16 protein-coding genes and 1 tRNA gene are annotated in these 17,541 nt (G+C 73.1%); 9 read left to right on the forward strand and 8 right to left on the reverse strand.

The annotated features are described in order from the left end of the window. Positions 1-199 precede the first annotated feature (199 nt). Positions 200-544, reverse strand: coding sequence for an STAS domain-containing protein (locus tag ABD268_RS04015; protein ID WP_344147970.1), 345 nt, complete (start codon positions 542-544; stop codon positions 200-202). A gap of 124 nt (positions 545-668) precedes the next feature. On the opposite strand from ABD268_RS04015, the gene ABD268_RS04020 reads away from it, so the two are divergent. The 3 genes from ABD268_RS04020 (at position 669) to ABD268_RS04030 (ending at position 4,835) form a co-directional block, all read left to right on the forward strand. After that, positions 669-2,924 carry a SpoIIE family protein phosphatase gene (locus tag ABD268_RS04020; RefSeq protein ID WP_344147973.1) on the forward strand — a complete coding sequence of 752 codons (2,256 nt, stop codon included), beginning with the start codon at positions 669-671 and terminating at the stop codon, positions 2,922-2,924. A 17-nt stretch (positions 2,925-2,941) separates the two neighbouring features. Then, the gene (locus tag ABD268_RS04025) at positions 2,942-3,472 is read left to right on the forward strand and encodes a DUF421 domain-containing protein (protein ID WP_344147976.1); all 531 of its coding nucleotides are present in this window, start codon (positions 2,942-2,944) and stop codon (positions 3,470-3,472) included. A 97-nt stretch (positions 3,473-3,569) separates the two neighbouring features. Next, the gene (locus ABD268_RS04030; RefSeq protein ID WP_344147979.1) at positions 3,570-4,835 is read left to right on the forward strand and encodes an MFS transporter; all 1,266 of its coding nucleotides are present in this window, start codon (positions 3,570-3,572) and stop codon (positions 4,833-4,835) included. Here ABD268_RS04030 and ABD268_RS04035 read toward each other — a convergent pair. After that, positions 4,803-5,843 carry an acyltransferase family protein gene (locus ABD268_RS04035; RefSeq protein WP_344147982.1) on the reverse strand — a complete coding sequence of 347 codons (1,041 nt, stop codon included), beginning with the start codon at positions 5,841-5,843 and terminating at the stop codon, positions 4,803-4,805. The two genes, ABD268_RS04030 and ABD268_RS04035, sit on opposite strands and share 33 nt — an antisense overlap. 131 nt (positions 5,844-5,974) lie before the next feature. Here ABD268_RS04035 and ABD268_RS04040 point away from each other — a divergent pair, with 131 nt between their 5' ends. The 4 genes from ABD268_RS04040 (at position 5,975) to ABD268_RS04055 (ending at position 8,457) form a co-directional block, all read left to right on the forward strand. After that, the gene (locus ABD268_RS04040) at positions 5,975-6,673 is read left to right on the forward strand and encodes a hypothetical protein (RefSeq protein WP_344147985.1); all 699 of its coding nucleotides are present in this window, start codon (positions 5,975-5,977) and stop codon (positions 6,671-6,673) included. A 69-nt stretch (positions 6,674-6,742) separates the two neighbouring features. Continuing rightward, complete coding sequence (locus ABD268_RS04045) at positions 6,743-7,405, forward strand: hypothetical protein (protein ID WP_344147988.1); 663 nt, start codon at positions 6,743-6,745, stop codon at positions 7,403-7,405. A 68-nt stretch (positions 7,406-7,473) separates the two neighbouring features. Next, positions 7,474-7,677: a three-helix bundle dimerization domain-containing protein gene (locus ABD268_RS04050; protein ID WP_344147991.1), complete on the forward strand. Its 204-nt coding sequence runs from the start codon at positions 7,474-7,476 to the stop codon at positions 7,675-7,677. Between the two features lie 75 nt (positions 7,678-7,752). Beyond that, positions 7,753-8,457 (forward strand): hypothetical protein, encoded by a 705-nt coding sequence (locus tag ABD268_RS04055; protein ID WP_344147994.1) that lies wholly within the window; start codon positions 7,753-7,755, stop codon positions 8,455-8,457. Positions 8,458-8,844: 387 nt separating this feature from the next. Here the strand turns inward: ABD268_RS04055 and ABD268_RS04060 are convergent. Together ABD268_RS04060 and ABD268_RS04065 are read right to left on the reverse strand one after the other, a co-directional pair. Then, positions 8,845-8,920 (reverse strand) — tRNA-Thr (locus tag ABD268_RS04060). Positions 8,921-9,026: 106 nt separating this feature from the next. Further along, entirely contained in the window at positions 9,027-9,209 is a 183-nt protein-coding gene (locus tag ABD268_RS04065; RefSeq protein WP_344147997.1) for a hypothetical protein, read from the reverse strand. Positions 9,210-9,315: 106 nt separating this feature from the next. Here ABD268_RS04065 and ABD268_RS04070 point away from each other — a divergent pair, with 106 nt between their 5' ends. Further along, positions 9,316-10,242 (forward strand): LysR family transcriptional regulator, encoded by a 927-nt coding sequence (locus ABD268_RS04070; RefSeq protein ID WP_344147999.1) that lies wholly within the window; start codon positions 9,316-9,318, stop codon positions 10,240-10,242. Here ABD268_RS04070 and ABD268_RS04075 read toward each other — a convergent pair whose 3' ends face one another. From ABD268_RS04075 to topA, 4 genes are all read right to left on the reverse strand, one after another. Further along, a complete protein-coding gene (locus ABD268_RS04075) occupies positions 10,243-11,799 on the reverse strand; it encodes an alpha/beta hydrolase (protein ID WP_344148001.1) in 1,557 nt (518 codons plus the stop codon). It lies immediately after the preceding gene. Beyond that, positions 11,796-12,944, reverse strand: coding sequence for a DNA polymerase III subunit delta' (locus ABD268_RS04080; RefSeq protein ID WP_344148004.1), 1,149 nt, complete (start codon positions 12,942-12,944; stop codon positions 11,796-11,798). The genes ABD268_RS04075 and ABD268_RS04080 overlap by 4 nt, the downstream gene beginning before the upstream one ends. Then, the gene (gene tmk / locus ABD268_RS04085; RefSeq protein ID WP_344148007.1) at positions 12,941-13,606 is read right to left on the reverse strand and encodes a dTMP kinase; all 666 of its coding nucleotides are present in this window, start codon (positions 13,604-13,606) and stop codon (positions 12,941-12,943) included. Before tmk ends, ABD268_RS04080 begins: the two co-directional genes overlap by 4 nt. Before the next feature lie 223 nt (positions 13,607-13,829). Further along, positions 13,830-16,556, reverse strand: a complete 2,727-nt coding sequence (topA, locus tag ABD268_RS04090) for a type I DNA topoisomerase (protein WP_344148010.1) — start codon at positions 16,554-16,556, stop codon at positions 13,830-13,832. Positions 16,557-16,748: 192 nt separating this feature from the next. On the opposite strand from topA, the gene ABD268_RS04095 reads away from it, so the two are divergent. After that, a complete protein-coding gene (locus ABD268_RS04095; RefSeq protein ID WP_344148013.1) occupies positions 16,749-17,540 on the forward strand; it encodes a hypothetical protein in 792 nt (263 codons plus the stop codon). Position 17,541 lies beyond the last annotated feature (1 nt).

The raw sequence follows: 17,541 nt of genomic DNA on the forward strand, positions 1-17,541 counted from the left end.
TCATCCCTCGATCGATGCTCAGCAACCGACGGGTGGGACCGGGGTCAACGTGGAGCACGCGCAGCGCAGCGAGCATGAACGACGTTGACGCCGGCCCGCACGCCGGCTTGACCATGAACTATCGAGGGATGAACCACGCGGAGCCCACGCTCACCGAAGACGTGCGGTCCACGCCATAGCGTCTGACCCGGCGACCGGGTCAGGCCGGCAGGTCGGTGTCTGGCTCCCCGCCGTCGTCGTCCAGCGACTCGCGGAACGGCAGCGCACAGACCATCAGCACGCGCTGCGCGATGGTGCCGCGGCGCGCGACCAGCACGATCTCCGCGCCGACCCGGTGCGCGGCACCGAGCGCCTTGGTCAGGACGCCGACACCGACGCTGGGGAGGTAGTCGACCTCGCTCAGGTCCACGACCACCTGGCCACCAGGGGTCGTGCCGTGCTCGGCGAGCAGGTTGCGCAGGGCGATGATGCCGTAGTCGTCGACCTCGCCGCGCACACGCAGCGTCCCGTCGGAGAACTCGGCCTGGAAGGTCCGGTCAAGCATCCCTCCAGCCTAGGCTGGAGGGACGCGGGGCCGCCCACCACCCCGAAAGGTGAGCGCACCGCGCGGCGGGGGCCATAGGCTGGGATGTTGGACCGGCAGTGCGCCGGCTGCTCACAGGAGGGTCATGACGGCACCATCGCATGCAGGGCACACGCCCGCCTACGGGCCGGTCGACCTCACCAACTGCGAGGCTGAGCCGATCCACGTGCCCGGGGCCATCCAGCCGCACGGCGTGCTCCTCGCCGTGGACCCGGACAGCCTCGCCATCGCCATCGCCTCCGCCAACTGCCACGAGCTGCTGGGGATCTCCGCGGACCGGGCCCACGGCACCCGCCTCGGTGAGGTGCTCGGCCCGGACCTGGCGGCCCAGGTCCGGCGCCGCGCGGCGGAGGGCGCATTCCACGAGCCGCTGATCGCGTTCCTGCCCGGGTCGCTGGCCGGCTCCCTCGCCGGCGTCGAGGTGGACGTGAGCCTGCACCGGTCCGGCGCCCGGCTCGTGGTCGAGATCGAGTCCCTGGGGCGGCCGCGCTCGGTGCTGCTCAGCTACCAGTCCGCCCGCGCCGCGATGGGCCGGCTCTCCGCCCAGACGTCGGTGTCCGACCTCGCCGAGCAGCTGGCCCGCGAGGTCGGTGAGATGACCGGCTTCGACCGGGTGATGGTCTACCGCTTCGACCGCGACTGGAACGGCGAGGTCATCGCCGAGGAGCGTCGCCCGGACCTGAACCCGTTCCTCGGGCTGCACTACCCCGCCTCGGACATCCCCGCGCAGGCGCGCCGCCTCTACACCGTCAACTGGACAAGGCTGATCGCGGACGTCGACTACGCGCCGGTGCCGCTGGAGCCGGTGCTCGACCCGGGCACCGGGGCGCCGCTGGACCTGTCGTTCTCGACCCTGCGCAGCGTCTCGCCGATCCATCTGGAGTACCTCCAGAACATGGGCGTCACGGCGTCGATGTCGATCTCGCTCGTGATCGACGGCGAGCTGTGGGGCCTCATCGCCTGCCACCACTACTCGGGCCCGCACCGACCCAGCCAGGACGCCCGTGCCGCGGCGGAGTTCCTCGGCCAGGTCGCCTCCCAGCAGATCGCCGACCGCGCCCGCGGTGACGCCCGGGAGCGTGCCCTGCAGCGGTCGGCGACGCTGGGCCGGATCGCGGGCCGGGCCGCCGCCACGCACCGGCCGCTCCTGGACTCGCTCCTCGAGGACCCCGAGCTGCTGACGCTGATGGCCGCCTCCGGTGTCGCGCTGTCGTACGACGGCACGCAGCGTTCGCTGGGCGACGTGCCGGACCCCGCGGTGCAGGCGCTCGTCGCCCAGCGCCTGCTCGGCCCGGAGGACGGGTCGGTGGGGCACACCGACCGGCTCGCCGAGCTGGACCCGGCGCTGACGGACCGCGCCGGCCTGCCGGCGGGCGCCCTCGCGATCGGCACGCTCCCCGACCGCTGGCTGGTGTGGTTCCGCTCCGAGCTGGAGCAGTCCGTCGACTGGGGCGGCGACCCGCACAACAAGCAGCTCGCGGCCTCCGAGGACGGCTCCATCCGGCTCTCGCCGCGCAAGTCGTTCGACAAGTGGCGCGAGACGGTCCGGGGCCGGAGCCGCCCGTGGGACGAGGAGGACGTGGAGGCGGCGCGCGAGCTGCGCAGCCGCATCAATGGCCTGCTGCTGAAGGGTTCGCGGGACCAGATCGAGGTGGCCGAGTCGCTCCAGCGCAGCGTCCTCGCCGACGGCCCGCCCCAGCTGGACGGCCTCGAGATCGCCGTGCGCTACAGCTCCGCGGCGACCTACCCGCTCGGGGGCGACTGGTGGGACTGGCTCGAGCTCGACGAGCACCGGGTGGCGTTCGTGATCGGGGACGTCGCCGGGCACGGTGTGTCCGCCGTGGCGGCCATGACCCAGGTCCGGGCCGCGCTGCGCGCCTACCTCTTCGCCGGCCACGAGGTGGGCACCAGCCTCGACCAGCTCGACCGGTTCATGTCGGAGCTGCTCGGTGACCAGATCGCCTCAGCCCTGATCGCGGTGGTGGACCGACGTACCCGCGTGGTCGAGGTGGCGAGCGCCGGGCACCCGGCCCCGCTGCTGCTGCCTCCGGACCCGGAGGTCCCGCTGCGGCTGGTCGCCCGACCCGTGCTGGGCCTCGGGTCCGGGACCGCCGTGGCCACCGCGGTCGAGGTGCCGGCGGGCACCACGCTGCTGCTGTTCACCGACGGCCTGGTCGAGCGTCGCGGGACCGACCTGTTCGAGAGCCTGGACCTGCTGGCCCGGACCGCCGGCAACGGGCCACTCGACCTCGGCCTCGAGCTGTGGGTGGACCGCCTGCTCTCGCAGCTGCCCGAGCCGGGTGACGACGACCGCACCGTCGTCGCCATCACGGTGCACTGAGGGACGACACAGCCGGGATGTTCGACGAGCTGACCACGACGCCCTCCACCGCCTTCCAGGTCGTCATCGCGACGGTCGTGGTCTACCTGGCCTTCGTGCTGCTGCTCCGGCTGCTGGGCCAGCGCACCGTGGCCACCCTGTCGATCGTCGACCTGGCCTCGGTGATGGCCGTCGGCGCGCTGGTCGGCCGTACGGCGCTGCTCGCCGTGCCGTCCCTGGCGACGGGGCTGCTCGGCCTGGTGACCCTGCTGCTGACCCATCGCACGGTCACGGCGCTGCAGCACCGCACGCCGTTCGGCCGGTGGCTCGGGCGCGCGCCCGTCGTCCTGGCCTGGCAGGGGGAGCTGCTGCCCGACGCCATGCGACGCGCGCGGGTCAGTCCCGGCGAGATGCGCCAGCAGCTGCGGCTCGCCGGCGTCACCGCGACCGAGCAGGTTGCCTGCGTCATCCTCGAGCGCAACGGCGAGATCAGCGTGCTGCGCGAGCCGCCGGCACCCGAGCTGCTCGTCGACCTGCAGGTGCCGCCCACCGCTCCGGAGGGCGCGTAGCCGTCCGCTCGCGCGGTATTCTGGCCGCGTAGAGGGTTTCACGCGTCTTGGAGGTGGGTTCGGCGCGTCGTACAGACGCACCCGAAAGGCACTTTCCGTGTCACCCCTCACCTCGTACCGCCGCCTGCTCGAGCTCGCCGGCCCGGCGTACGTCCTCACCGCCTTCGTGGGCCGGCTGCCGCTGGCGATGAGCCAGCTCGGCACCCTGCTCCTGGTCTCGAGCGCGACCGGCCGGTACGCCGTGGGCGGCCTCGCCGCCGGCGCCCTCGCCGTCGCGAACGCCGTGAGCGCCCCCGTCGCCGGCTCCCTCGCAGACCGGATCGGCCAGCGGCCCGTGGTGCTGGTCCAGTCCCTGGCCGGCGCCGCCGGACTGGCCGCCGTGGTGCTCCTCGTCCAGCTGCACGCCGCCGACGCGGCCCTGGTCGCGGTCGCCGCGCTGGCCGGCCTCGCCCTCCCCCAGATCGGCCCGCTGGCCCGGGTCCGCTGGCGGCCGCTGACCGCCGGGACCGGCGCCCAGCAGCGGCGGCTGGTCGACGCGGCGTACTCCTACGAGGGCGCCGCCGACGAGGCGTCGTTCGCCGTCGGCCCGGCCGTGGTCGGCGTCGCGGCGGTCGCGCTCTCGCCCTCGGGCGGACTGGTGACCGCGGCGGTGCTGCTGGCCGTCTTCGGCAGCGCGTTCGCGCTCCACCCGTCCGGGCGCCACGTGCCCACGCCCGGCGGCGCGACGACCGGCGGGCGACTGCTCACCGCGGCCTTCGCCGTGCTGCTGCTCGCCCAGCTGGCCATCGGATCCCTCTTCGGCGCCACCCAGACCGGGGCGACCGCCCTGGCCACCGCGGTCGGCCAGCCCGGCGCCGCCGGCCTGGTCCACGCCGTGCTGGGGGTCGGCAGCGCCGTGGCCGGCCTCGCGACCGCCTTCGTGCCCGAGCGGATCGGCCAGCAGCGACGGATCCTGGTGGCCGCGGTCGCCCTGTTCGCCTTCTCGTGGCCGCTGCTGCTCGCCGACTCCCTGGCCTTCCTCACGGTCACGGTCCTCGTGCTCGGCCTCGCCGTCGCGCCGTACATGATCGGCGTCTTCAGCCTCGGCGAGCGGATCGTGCCGCCCGCGCGCACCGGCGCGGCCATGACCGTGCTGGCCAGCGCGACCGGGGTCGGGTACGCCCTCGGCTCGAGCATCGCCGGCCGGCTCGCGGACGCGCACGGCCACACCGCGGCGTTCGGGTTCACCGTGACGGTGACGGGCCTGGCCGTCCTCCTGGCGGCCACCCAGCAGCGGCGCCTCGACGCGGCGACCGCCGCGCAGGTGTCGCCCATCGTGCCGGCCGCGGGCTCAGACGTGTACGACGTCGCGGCCGCTCGCTGACCCACCCGCCGCCTCGACCCGGGGGCGGTGCGGCAGCTCGAAGAGGAACCCCATCCGGGCCCGCAGCAGCACCGCGTGCAGGCCCAGGCAGGCCGCGGCCACCAGCGCCGTCACCAGCAACGGGTAGCCCGCGACCGCCATCAGCAGTCCCGGAACGGTCTCGGCGTCGAGCGTGGTGACGGTGTGGTGGACCAGCGCCAGCACCGGCATGTGCAGGACGTAGACCGGGAGGGTGCGCCGGCCCAGCCAGGCCAGCGGCCCGGCCACCGCGGGCCGGCGGGACAGCGCCACCGAGCCGAGGACGGCCGCGGGCACGCCGACGGCGCTGAGCAGCAGGTCCCAGGGGCGCGGGGCGCCGGTGGCGGCCAGCAGCGCCGCCAGCACGGCGTACGCCACCCCGAGCGCCGGCAGCAGCCGGCGCCGGTCGAACCCGGCCGAGGCCCGGAGCAGGTCGGGGCGTCGGCTGCCGGCGAGGAAGAACACGAAGTTCACCAGCACCGACATCCGGTTCACCTCCTCCGGCGGGACCGCGAGCGCCAGTGCGGACCCGGCGGCCGCGCCCGCCAGCACCGTGGTGGTGCGGACCCGGACCAGCAGCTTGGCGAGCACGAAGTAGACCGCCAGCGCGTACAGGAACCACAACCCGGTCGAGGCGAACACCAGGTCGAGCGCGAGCTCGCCCAGGTCCTGGGTCCGGTTCATCGGCAGCGAGCGCTCGACCGAGAAGGCCACGCCCAGCAGCAGCAGCCACACGACGTAGAGGTAGTACGGGCCGGCCACGCGGCGCACCACCCGACGCCAGGGGCGGTGCAGGGCGCCGGAGGCGAAGAGGCCGCTGATGAGGAAGAAGAGCGGCATCCGGATCGGCTTGACCAGGTGGCTGAAACCCACCCACGCGTCACCGACGACCGCCAGCTCGGCGGGCACGAGGCCGGCGTAGTGCTTGGTGGTCGCGTGGTGCAGCACCACCAGCAGGATGCAGAGGCCCTTGGCGAGGTCGGGCCACACCAGGCGCCCGTCCGGGCGGGCAGGTGCCGGGGCAGGCAAGACTCACCTCGAGGATCGGTTCGGGGGACGGCGCGCACGCGGGCGCCGGGCCGGAATCTATCCGAGGCCGGGCATCTGACGGATCATGGGGCATGGACCAGGAGACCGGCGCCGGCGCCCCGGCCGGCGACCAGCCGGCAGCGCGAGCCCCGGAGAGCTACGCCTGGCCGCTGGTGGCGCTGGTCCTGGTGATCCTCCCGCAGGTCCTGGTGCCGGCGAGCATGCGGGAGGGACCACCGCTGCTCGTGCCCGTGATCGAGGCCTCCGTCGCCGTCGTGCTGCTGGCGGTGGCCGCGCGGCGCGGCCCGGTCCCGCGCGCGGCCCGGCCGCTGGTGCTGAGCCTGAGCGCCGTCCTCATCGCGGCGAACACGGCCGCGGCGGTGCGGCTGCTCGTGGTGATCCTGCGCAGCACCCCTGCCGACCAGGAGCCCGCCACCGTCACCCAGCTGCTCATCGGCGCAGGCATCGTGCTCGCGACGAACATCGTCACCTTCGGGCTGTTCTACTGGCAGATCGACGGCGGCGGACCCGACGGTCGCCTCGCTGCGGACCGGCCCCACCCCGACTTCCAGTTCCCGCAGACCGGCACCGACGGCTTGGCACCGCCGGGCTGGCAACCACGGTTCCCCGACCACCTGTACGTCGCGTTCACCAACGTCATGGCCTTCAGCCCCACCGACGCCATGCCGCTGACCCATCGTGCCAAGGCACTGATGGCGGTCCAGGCGCTGATCTCGGTCTCCGTGATCGGGCTGGTGCTCTCCCGGGTGATCAACATCCTGCCCCAGTGACTGCCCCAGTGACTGCCGCAGTGACGCCGGGCCCTTGACCGGTCACCCCGTGGGTCCAACGCTGGGTGCATGGCCACCGACGCGGTCGACGAGCCGACCACCCGCCCGTTGCTCACGCTCGGGCGGGTGCACCGGCTGCGGGTGCAGGTCGGCTACCGCGCCCGCCCCGACGGCCCGGCGTACCAGCAGTTCCTGCTCGACGTCCCGGTGCCGGGGCTGGTCGCCCAGGGCGCCTTCGACGAGGCGCGCGCGCTCGCCGCCCTCGAACCCGTGGTGTACGCCGGCGCCGAGACCCCGCGGCACTACTCGATCCACGAGCACCGGTGGCACACGAGCTGGGGCCCGAGCCCGGGGGCGCTGGAGATCGGGCTCCTGGTCACCACGGGGACCCCGACGGCCGCCACCTCGGAGGCGCCGCTCGACGGCGTGGTCCAGGCCTTCCGGGACCTGCTCGAGCTGGTCGGCCGGCCCGGCCCGGTGCCCGCCTCCCGGGACGCGGCGGTCCAGCGGGCCCGCACCGCCACTGCGACGGCGTACGCCCTGGACGCGGACGCGCTGTCGCTCAGCACCGAGGAGCACCACCTCGCGACCGGCTCGTGGCGGCTCCGGCTGCGCACCACCTCCGGGGAGGGGTACGACGTCGTGGTCGGCCTGGTCGACGGGTACGCCGGGTCGGTCCGGGTGCGGCACGCGGGGCGGATCGAGGTGTTCGACTCGGTCGGCTCCGAGTGACCATCGGACTGCCGCACTGAGTAGAACGGTCCCTTGGCAGGCCATCGGCGACGACGCGACCGTGGACCATGGACGCCAATGGCGAGCGCGAGCAGCTCGATCAGGTCACCCGGCGTCTCGGGGCCCGTTTCCAGCACCTGCCGGCCGACGTCATCACGCACGCCGTCACCGAGAGCGCGGCCCAGCTGGCCGCGGCCACCATCCGTGACTTCGTGCCGCTCCTGGTCGAGAAGCAGGCCCGGGAGTGGCTGGAGGCGCAGGACCGGTACTGAGCGGCGTGCCTGCGGTCCGCGAGGCCGAGGCGTCGGCCGGAGCACGGTATGAATGACCACGTGCGACTTCTCGCCGTGTCTCTCCTGCTCGCCGGTGCTCTCACCGGGTGCGACGTCGGCCTGGCGGCCCACGAGCCGGGGGGCACATCCGTCCGGACGCAGGTTGCCCCGTCGCGAGGCGCCTTCCACGAGAACCAGCCCTACCGACTCCAGAACTCGTTCCGGGGGCTGCGGTTGGCGGCCCGGGCCGGCACCTGGATCGACATCGACTCCAACTACTGCTGGGACACCGCTCGGCGTCACCGCATCCCGCTCGCCACCCACTGGCCGCACATCGGAGCCGACCACTTCACCGACCCGGCGGGCCGGATCGACCCCGACGCGGCCTTCGCCGACCTGACCCTGCCCGAGGTGCGGCGGCTCCGGTCGACCGATCCGGTTCCCTACCGGATCTCGACGATGGAGGAGATGGTGCGAGAGGCCGCCCGGATCGGGGTGCCGGGCATTGAGTGGGAGGTCAAGGGCGGCACGGCGTTCGAGCGGCCTGCCACCTACCGCGGGGTTCTCGCCGCCGCAGCCGAGGCCGGCATCGAGGTCAACGTGAAGACGTTGACCAACATCGGCGGCACGAAGGCTGCCCTGCGTCGCCTGAGGGCCGCCGCGCGCGCCGGCGCCACCACCATGCTGCTCAACCACAGCGCCCGACCCGTCCGGATCACGGCCGCCGAGTCCCGCTACGTCGACTACGTCCGCGGCCCCTGGCGGGCCGGCCAGCCGTGACGGTCGACCCGGCCATCGTGCTGCCCCCTCAGGTCGTGGGGCCATCGCTGACTGCGGCCGGGCTTGCCTCGTGGGTGTTCGCACACGGTGGTCGCGAGCAGGAGGCCGCCGAGTGCGGGAGGCTCCAGGACTTCATCGACGCGGCATTGAGGCGGGGACTCGGGACGGAGGTTCGGGCTCCTCGGCCGGTGGTGTGCCGTGCGGCGGACCTGTGGGCGGAGGCGTCGGGCCTTGCGGACTCCTTGGCGGCCTTGACCGAAGGCAAGGTCTCAGCCGAGTGGCGTCGGCACGCCGAGAGGCTGCGCGTCCGCGCCCAGAGTCTTCGCCGAGTGCTGGGGACCGCCGGGCCGTAACGCTCGGACTGGTGGTGACGCCCCACGCCTTTCGTGGAGCCGCCTGTCGGAATCGAACCGACGACCTATTCATTACGAGTGAATCGCTCTACCGACTGAGCTAAGGCGGCGCGCTGCCCGGCTCGGCGCGAGGCCTGTCCGGGCAACCCGGGGAAGTATACGGACGTCTCCGCCCGGTCGCGAAACCGGCGCCCACGTCGCCCGGAGGGGTGGCGGTCAGGCCGCCAGGGTGACCTTCTCGGACCGCGCAGCGGCGCGGCCGGTGACCATCGTCTGCGCGTTCCCGCACCAGCAGGTGAAGGACACGACGATCCCCTGCTCGGTGTTGGTCATCGCCGTGATCTGGCTGGGGAAGATCAGCTGGCGCTTGTCGCAGGCGGTGCAGTGGTGGTCGAACATGATGACCTCCCTCTCGGTGGGACGGCAGACGGGTGCACCACCATGGTGTGCGATCGCAAGGCATAGGGGTAGCCTCTCTTTCCGATAGTTACTCAAGGAGTTCCCGATGCTTTCCCTGCATCAGCTGCGGCTGTTCCTCGCGATCTACGAGCACGGCTCGATCACGGCGGCCGCCGAGGAGCTCGGCTACGCGCAGCCGTCGGTCTCCGAGCAGATCCGGGCCCTGGAGAAGTCGCTCGGGACGACCCTCTTCCGCCGGGTCGGGCGCGGTGTCGTGGCCACCACGGTGGCCGACTCGCTGCGTCCGCACGCCGAGCGGACCGTCGCGGCGGCCGAGGAGGCGCGGCGCGCGGTGCAGAGCGTGGTGGCCCTGGAGACCGGCACGATCCGGTTCGGGATGTTCGGCATCGCCCGGCTGTACGCCGGCGCGGGGCTCATCGGCGACGTGCTGGCCCGCCACCCCGGCGTACGGGTGGAGCTGGTCGGACAGAACTCCACCGAGGTGGCCGAGGACCTGCGCCGCGGCCGGCTGGAAGCGGCCATGCTGGCGGTCTCCACCGTGGCCAGCGAGGGCATGGTCGTCACCCCGGTGGCACGCGAGGAGCTCGTCTACATCAGCACCGACCGGACGCGACTGTCGTCACCGGTCACCGCGCATCGCCTGTCCCAGGCCTCGCTGGTGATGCCGGAGACGACCTACCGCGCCGAGGACTCCACCCGCCAGACGCTGCGCCAGATGCTCCACGAGACCGGGCGCAACCCCCAGACCCGGATCGAGGTCGAGGACATCGAGACCGCGGTCGAGCTCGTCGGCATGGGGTACGCCGACTCGGTGATCCCCAAGGGGGCAGCGCTCCAGCTGCTCCCGCGGCTCGCCCCGGAGGCCGGCTGGGTCTCCCTGCGGCCACGGCAGTACGACACCTTCGCGATCGTGCACCGGGCCGGCGCCACGCTCTCCCCTGCTGCCCGGCTGATGATCGAGCTCGCCACCGCCCGGATCCAGGCGATCGCCGAGCCCGTGAACCCGCGCTGATCAGCAGGACAGGCCGTCCTCCGGCACGGCGCCGTCGACCAGGTAGCCCTCGACCGCCCGGTCCACGCACTCGTTGCCGGCGTGGTAGCCGGTGTGCCCGTCGCCGTCGCGGCGGACCAGGACCCCGGAGTCGAGCTGGTCGGCCAGGTCCTCGGCCCACTTCATCGGCGTGGCCGGGTCGCGGGTGGTGCCGATCACCACGATCGGCGCGGCGCCCTTCGCGCGGACGTCGCGGGGCTGGACAGTCGACGTCGCCCGCACCCCGCCGCAGCCGGTGAGCCCCCAGGCGAAGACGGCGCCGAACGTCGGTGAGGCGCGCTCGAAGTCGGGCAGGTTGGCGGCGACCTGGGAGGCGGCGATCGCGTACGGGTCGTCCAGGCAGCTGATGGCGTAGAGCGCCTCGGCGCTGTTGTCGGTGTACCCGTTCTCGCCCCGCGAGCTGTAGAGGTCCGAGAGCTGCAGCAGCGTGGACCCGTCGCCGGCCAGGCCCTGCTTGAGGGCGGCGGAGAGGATGTACCAGTAGTCACGGTTGTAGAGCGGCGCCACGATGCCGTAGAAGGCGTTGCCGACCTCCAGGTCGCGGTCCAGGCTGGTCGGGAGGGGCTTGGCGTCCACCCCGGCGAGGAACGTCGAGATGGTCTGCAGCCCCTCGTCCACGGTGTCGCCGAGGAAGCAGCTGTCGGTCTCGTCGAGGCAGTTCTGGACATAGGCGCGCAGCGCGGTCTCGAACCCACCCGCCTGCTCCAGGGCCAGCTCCCGGGGGCCGATCGACAGGTCCACCGCGCCGTCGAGCACCATCCGGCCGACCTCGTCGGGGAACAGGTCGGCGTACGTCGCGCCGAGCTTGGTGCCGTACGACGCGCCGAAGTAGGTCATCGTCGACTCACCGAGCGCCGCCCGCAGCACGTCCATGTCGCGCGCCGCCTCGACGGTGGTGACGTGGGCCGCGAGGTCGCCGGAGCGGTCGGCGCAGCCGCGACCCAGGGTACCGACCCAGCCCATGTAGCTGCTGCGCTCGGCGGCGGTGTCGGGATCGGGGTCCATGGCGATGTAGTCGTCGAGCTGGGCGTCGCTCAGGCAGTCCACCGGGTCGCTGGCACCGGTGCCCCGCGGGTCGAACCCTACGACGTCGTACCGGTCGAGGAGCGGCTGGCCGAACACCTGCGCCGCCTGTGCGGCGTACTGCGTGCCGGGGGCGCCGGGACCGCCGGGGTTGACCACCAGCGAGCCGATCCGGGCGCCGGGGTCGCCTGCCGGCACCTTGAGCAGCGCCAGGTCGATCGTCTCGCCACCCGGGTGCCGGTAGTCCAGCGGCACGGTCAGCTTCGCGCAGAGGAAGTCACCCTGGCACGACGACCAGTCCAGCGACTGGGAGTAGTACCGCGCCAGGCCGCGGCTCGGTGGCACGGTCGCGGACGGCTCCGGCGTGGTGGTGGGGGCGACCGGAGGCGTCGAGGCGGGGGTGTCGTCCTGGCCGGCGAGCACCGCGAGGGCGACGGCACCCAGGCCGGTGGCCACCAACGCGATCACCACGACGGCGACCAGGACCTGCTTCACCTGCCACTCCCCTCCGGGACCTTGAGTGCCACCATCATCGACTCCAGCGCAAGCGCGACGGGGACGTTGAACTCGAGCATCTGCTCGCGGGCCTCGAAGATCCACGAGATCCGGCGCAGGTTCAGCTCGGGGGTGGAGGTGCGCACGAGCTGGTCGATGTCGCCGCGGATCTCCTCGTTGACCAGCCGCCCGGGCGCCCCCGAGGCCAGCGCGATCGCGTCGCGGTAGACCGAGACCAGGTCCATCAGCCCCCGGTCGACCACGTCGAGGTGGCGCCGCTTGGCACGGGTCTTCTGCCCCTTCTCCAGGACGGAGAGGGCGGGGGCGTACTCGCGGGGGCGGCGCCCGCGCTCGACCACGCCGTACGAGGCGTCGAGGTCGGCCCGCTCCCGGGCGTCGAGCTCGCCGGTGATCAGGTCCGCCTCCTCCTTTGTCACCTCGTTGAGGTTGGCCGCGGCCGTCATGCAGTCGCGCAGCGAGTGCAGCCGCGCCGGGATCGACACGACCTCGCGGCGCCGGTTGCGGGTGGCCTCGTCGCGGGCCAGCGCCCGGGCGCGACCGATGTGGCCCTGGCTGGCGCGGGCGGCGTACGACGCGAGCGCGTCGGGCACCCCGTCGTCGCGGGTCAGGAACGCGGCGACGTCGTCGGCGGTCGGCGTGGTGAGCGTGACCAGCCGGCAGCGGGACCGGATCGTCGGCAGCACGTCGTCGACCGTCGGGGCGCACAGCATCCACACGGTCCGGTCGGTGGGCTCCTCGATGGCCTTGAGCAGCGCGTTGCAGGCCTGGTCGGTGAGCCGGTCGGCGTCCTCCACGATCAGGATCTGCCAGCGGCGTCCGACCGGGGCCAGCGCGGCCCGGCGGACCAGGTCACGGACCTCGTCGACGCCGATGGAGAGCTTCTCGGTGCGGATCAGCGAGACGTCGGCGTGGGAGCCGGCGAGCGCGGTGTGGCACTCGTGGCACTCCCCGCAGCCGGCCCGCTCGCACTGCAGGGCGGCGGCGAAGGCGATGGCGGCGTTGGAGCGCCCGGAGCCGGGCGGGCCGGTGAACAGCCAGGAGTGGCTCATCCCGTGGCCGCCGGCCGCGCCGCGCAGCGCCTCGATGGCGGCGCGCTGACCGACCAGCCCGTCCCAGACCGTCACGGCTGGCTCACCCCGCGCACCGCGCGCTCGAGCAGCGGCGTCAGCTCGGCGCGGATCTCGGCGGCGATCTCCTCCACCGGCAGGCGCGCGTCGAGGACCAGGTAGTGCTCGGGGTCGGCGGCGGCCATCGCGAGGAACGCCGCCCGCACCCGCTCGTGGAACTCCACCGACTCGCCCTCGATCCGGTCCCGCTCCTCGAACCGGCCCAGCCCGTGCTCGGGCGCGAGGTCGAGCACGACGGTCAGGTGCGGCCGCAGGTCGTGGGTGGCCCAGCGCGCCACCTGCTCGACCTCGGCGACGGCCAGGGACCGTCCGGCCCCCTGGTAGGCCAGCGTGGAGTCGACGTAGCGATCGGTCAGCACCACCTCGCCCCGGTCCAGGGCCGGCTGCACGACGGTGTCGACGTGCTCGGCCTTGTCGGCGGCGTAGAGCAGCGCCTCGGTGCGGTCGGACAGCTCGCCGGTCTCCGGGCTGAGCACGATCCGCCGCAGCTGGCGGCCGACCTCGGTGTCACCGGGCTCGAAGGTCAGCACCACGGCGTACCCCTCGGCCTCGAGCCACTCGCGCAACAGCCGGGACTGGGTCGACTTGCCGGACCCCTCACCCCCCTCGAAGCACACGAAGACGCCGGTGGGTGCGTAGACGCCGGGGCCGATGCTCACGGCGTACACCCTAGGCGGCAGGACCGACGCCGGCTCAGTTGTGGGTCCAGCACTCGCTGTGGGGCTCGCGCCGGACCTCGGCGGTGCACGTGCCGAAGTATGCGATGCCGGGCGCCGAAGCCGGCCATTGGCCCGGGCAGTTCGCCGATCCCGCGCCGGCCCGCGCGCTCAGGAACGGCCGTTCCCGCCCGAACCGCCCTGCCGCCTGGCCGCCACGGCGGCCTCAGGACTTCTTGGCCGCGGCCTTCTTCGTCGACTTCTTCGCAGTCGTCTTCTTCGCGGTGGACTTCTTGGCGGTCTTCTTCGCCGGAGCCTTCTTCGCGCCCTTCTTGGCCGACTTCTTCGCCGGGCCCTTGGCGCGCCGCTCGGCGAGCAGCTCGGCCGCCCGCTCGATCGTGATCGCCTCGACAGTGTCCTCCTTGCGGAGGGTGGCGTTGTACTCGCCGTCGGTGACGTACTCGCCGAAACGACCCGCCTTGACCACCACCGGCTGCCCGGAGACCGGGTCGTTGCCGAGCTCCTTCAGCGGCGCCGTCGCGGCGGCACGGCCGCGCTGCTTGGGCTGGGCATAGATCTTGAGCGCCTCGTCGAGGGTGATCGTGAGCAGCTGCTCCTCCGAGGTCAGCGACCGGGAGTCGGTGCCCTTCTTCAGGTACGGCCCGTAGCGGCCGTTCTGGGCGGTGATCTCCTCGCCCGCCTCGTCGGCCCCGACCACGCGGGGCAGGGACAGCAGCTTGACCGCGTCGTCGAGGGTGATCGTGTCCAGCGACATCGACTTGAAGAGCGAGCCGGTGCGCGGCTTCGCAGACTTCGGCGCGTCCTCCGGCAGCTCCTCGGTGACGTACGGGCCGAAGCGGCCGTTCTTCGCCACCACCCGCAGGCCGGTCTCGGGGTGGCTGCCGAGCTCGATCTCCTCGCCGGCCGGGTTGGCCAGCAGCTCCTTCGCCTTCTCGACCGTCAGCTCGTCCGGCGGCAGGTCGTCGGGCACGTTGGCGCGGCGACCGAACGGCGTACCGTCCTCGTCCGGGCCCTCGAGGTAGGGGCCGTAGCGCCCGACCCGGAGCTGGATCCCGGAGCCCTCGCCACCGACGGGGAACGTCGCCAGCTCGCGGGCGTCGATCTCGCCCAGCTCGTTGACCAGGGTGTGGAGCCCCGCGATGTCGCCGGTGCCGTAGTAGAACTCGCCGAGCTCGGTGTTTCGGTCCTTGCGGCCCGCCGCGATCTCGTCGAGCACGTCCTCCATGCTGGCGGTGAACTCGTAGGAGACCTGGCGCGGGAAGTGCTCCTCGAGCAGCCGGGTCACCGAGAACGCCAGCCACGCCGGGACCAGCGCAGTGCCCTTCTTGTAGACGTAGCCGCGGTTGAGGATCGTGCCGATGATCGAGGCGTACGTCGAGGGCCGGCCGATCTCCCGGTCCTCGAGCTCCTTGATCAGCGTCGCCTCGGTGTAGCGGGCCGGGGGCTTGGTCTCGTGGCCGGACGCCGAGACCGAGGCCGCGGACACCGCGTCGCCCTGCTCGAGGGCGGGCAGCCGGGTCTCCTGGTCGTCCTTGGCCGCCGAGGCGTCGTCGGTGCCCTCGACGTAGGCCTTCAGGAAGCCGTGGAAGGTGATGACCCGACCGCTGGCGGAGAACACCACGTCCTCACCGGTCGCCGCGGCACCGCCGAGGCGGATCGTCACGGACTGGCCGACGGCGTCCTTCATCTGCGAGGCGACGGTGCGCATCCAGATCAGCTCGTAGAGCCGGAACTGCTCCCCCTTGAGCCCGGTCTGGGCGGGGGTGCGGAACGAGTCGCCGGCGGGGCGGATCGCCTCGTGCGCCTCCTGGGCGTTCTTCACCTTCGAGGCGTACGTCCGGGGGCTGTCGGGCAGGTACTCCGCGCCGTACAGCTCGCGCACCTGCGACCGGGCCGCGCCGACGGCGGCGTCGGACAGGGTCGTGGAGTCGGTACGCATGTAGGTGATGAAGCCGTTCTCGTAGAGCCGCTGGGCGACCGACATGGTCACCGAGGCGCCCATCCCGAGCTTGCGGCTCGCCTCCTGCTGGAGGGTGGTGGTGCGGAACGGCGCGTACGGCGAGCGCCGGTACGGCTTGGACTCCACCGACCGGACGTCGTACGTCGTGTCCTCGAGCGCCGCGGCCAGCCCCTCGGCGCGGGGCCGGTCGAGGTGGACGACGCTCTTCCCGTTGGTCGAGCTTGTCGAGACCTTGAGCAGGCCGTCGGGGCCGAAGTCGGAGCCGCGGGCGACCCGGGCGCCGTCGACCGAGTGCAGCTTGGCGGGGAACATCCGCTGCTCGTGCTTCGAGCCGGCGTCGAAGGTGCCCTCGAGGTCCCAGTACGACGCGACCCGGAACCGCATCCGCTCGCGCTCCCGGTCGACGACCAGCCGGGTCGCGACCGACTGCACGCGGCCCGCCGAGAGGCCGGACATGACCTTCTTCCACAGCACCGGGGAGACCTCGTAGCCGTAGAGCCGGTCGAGGATCCGGCGCGCCTCCTGGGCCTCGACGAGGTCGTCGTTGATCTGGCGGGGGTTCTCGACCGCCGCCTGGATCGCCGGCTTGGTGATCTCGTGGAACACCATCCGGTGCACGGGGATGTTCTTGGGCTTGAGCTCGTCGAGGAGGTGCCAGGCGATCGCCTCGCCCTCGCGGTCCTCATCGGTGGCGAGGTAGAGCTCGTCGGCGTCCTTCAGCAGCGACTTGAGCTTGGTGATGTGGGCCTTCTTGTCGCGCGGGACCACGTAGTAGGGCTCGAAGCCGTTCTCGACGTCGACCGCGAGCCGCCCCCACGGCTTGTCCTTGATCTTGGCCGGGGTGTCCGCGGCGTTGTTCGGCAGGTCACGGATGTGGCCGATGGAGGACTCGACGACATACCCCGTCCCGAGGTACCCGCCGATCGTGCGGGCCTTCGCCGGGGACTCGACGATCACCAACTTGTGTGCCACGTGTGCTTCCTTCTCCTGCTTCACCAGCTGCACGGACCCCGTTGCGGGGCCCACGGCCGCTCACGGTAGCGCGTCCTGCACAGATCGCATTCCCTCCACCGTCCACGACACCCCTGTGGAGGAGCTCTGCGGGGCGTCCACGGGACGTGCCAGCGTGGGCCACCACACCGCATCGACCGCCCGGAGGAGCGCATGTACGACCATCCCTGGCTGGGGGACCCCGGCTACCCCGTCGAGGCCCCGGGCCTGGACCGGCTGACCCACCTGGTGCTCGTCGACGGGCGCCTCGTCGACACCTGGTCCGAGCCCGTGACCGGCACCCGCTGGCAGGTGCACGCCGACCGGTTCGACCGCGAGCTCGCCCGCCCGGAGCCGAGCCCGCCCCCGCCGCCCCCGTGGCAGCGGGTGCTCGACTGGCTGGCGTCCGTCTGCGGCGGTGCCGGGGCGGTCGCGGCGCTGACCGTCGAGCCGCTGACCGACGACGGCTGCGACCTGCCGACCGAGACCCCCGACGCGGCCTCCCGCAGCCGGCTCGAGGCCACCGCCGAGCTGCTGGACGCGGTCGCCGCCCGCTGCTTCGACCCCGAGATGGCGACCGCCTTCCGGCGGGCGCTGCTGCGCCTGTGGGCCGAGGAGCCCGAGGTCGTGCGCCACGCCCGCACCGCCGCGCACCTGGCGGGCGGCATCTGCTGGGCGGTCGGCAAGGCCAACGGCAGCTACCGCCCCCAGGGCGACGTGCGGATGGGCCGCGTCCAGGAGGCGCTGGCCCTGTCGTCGGCGATCTCCGGCTACGGCAGCACCGTCCGGCGGGCGCTGGTCGGGTTCCGCGACCTCGACAACCCCCGGTGGTGGCGTCCCGAGGGCATCCCCAACCTCGAGCCGCTCGGCCGGCCCGAGCTGCTCAGCTCGCCGACCCGGGAGCGGCTGGTCCGGCTCCGCGGACGGGCGGTGGCGGCCCGGGAGGCGGCCGACGACGCCGCCTGAC

This window comes from Nocardioides koreensis, from assembly GCF_039531775.1.
In the GTDB taxonomy this organism is placed as follows: Bacteria; Actinomycetota; Actinomycetes; order Propionibacteriales; family Nocardioidaceae; genus Nocardioides; species Nocardioides koreensis.

Bases quoted from the DNA above. Each gene is read 5' to 3' on its own strand.
- ABD268_RS04015 (WP_344147970.1), bottom strand. From the start codon at position 544: ATGCTTGACCGGACCTTCCAGGCCGAGTTCTCCGACGGGACGCTGCGT.
- ABD268_RS04020 (WP_344147973.1), top strand. From the start codon at position 669: ATGACGGCACCATCGCATGCAGGGCACACGCCCGCCTACGGGCCGGTC.
- ABD268_RS04025 (WP_344147976.1), top strand. From the start codon at position 2,942: ATGTTCGACGAGCTGACCACGACGCCCTCCACCGCCTTCCAGGTCGTC.
- ABD268_RS04040 (WP_344147985.1), top strand. From the start codon at position 5,975: ATGGACCAGGAGACCGGCGCCGGCGCCCCGGCCGGCGACCAGCCGGCA.
- ABD268_RS04045 (WP_344147988.1), top strand. From the start codon at position 6,743: ATGGCCACCGACGCGGTCGACGAGCCGACCACCCGCCCGTTGCTCACG.
- ABD268_RS04050 (WP_344147991.1), top strand. From the start codon at position 7,474: ATGGACGCCAATGGCGAGCGCGAGCAGCTCGATCAGGTCACCCGGCGT.
- ABD268_RS04065 (WP_344147997.1), bottom strand. From the start codon at position 9,209: ATGTTCGACCACCACTGCACCGCCTGCGACAAGCGCCAGCTGATCTTC.
- ABD268_RS04070 (WP_344147999.1), top strand. From the start codon at position 9,316: ATGCTTTCCCTGCATCAGCTGCGGCTGTTCCTCGCGATCTACGAGCAC.
- ABD268_RS04095 (WP_344148013.1), top strand. From the start codon at position 16,749: ATGTACGACCATCCCTGGCTGGGGGACCCCGGCTACCCCGTCGAGGCC.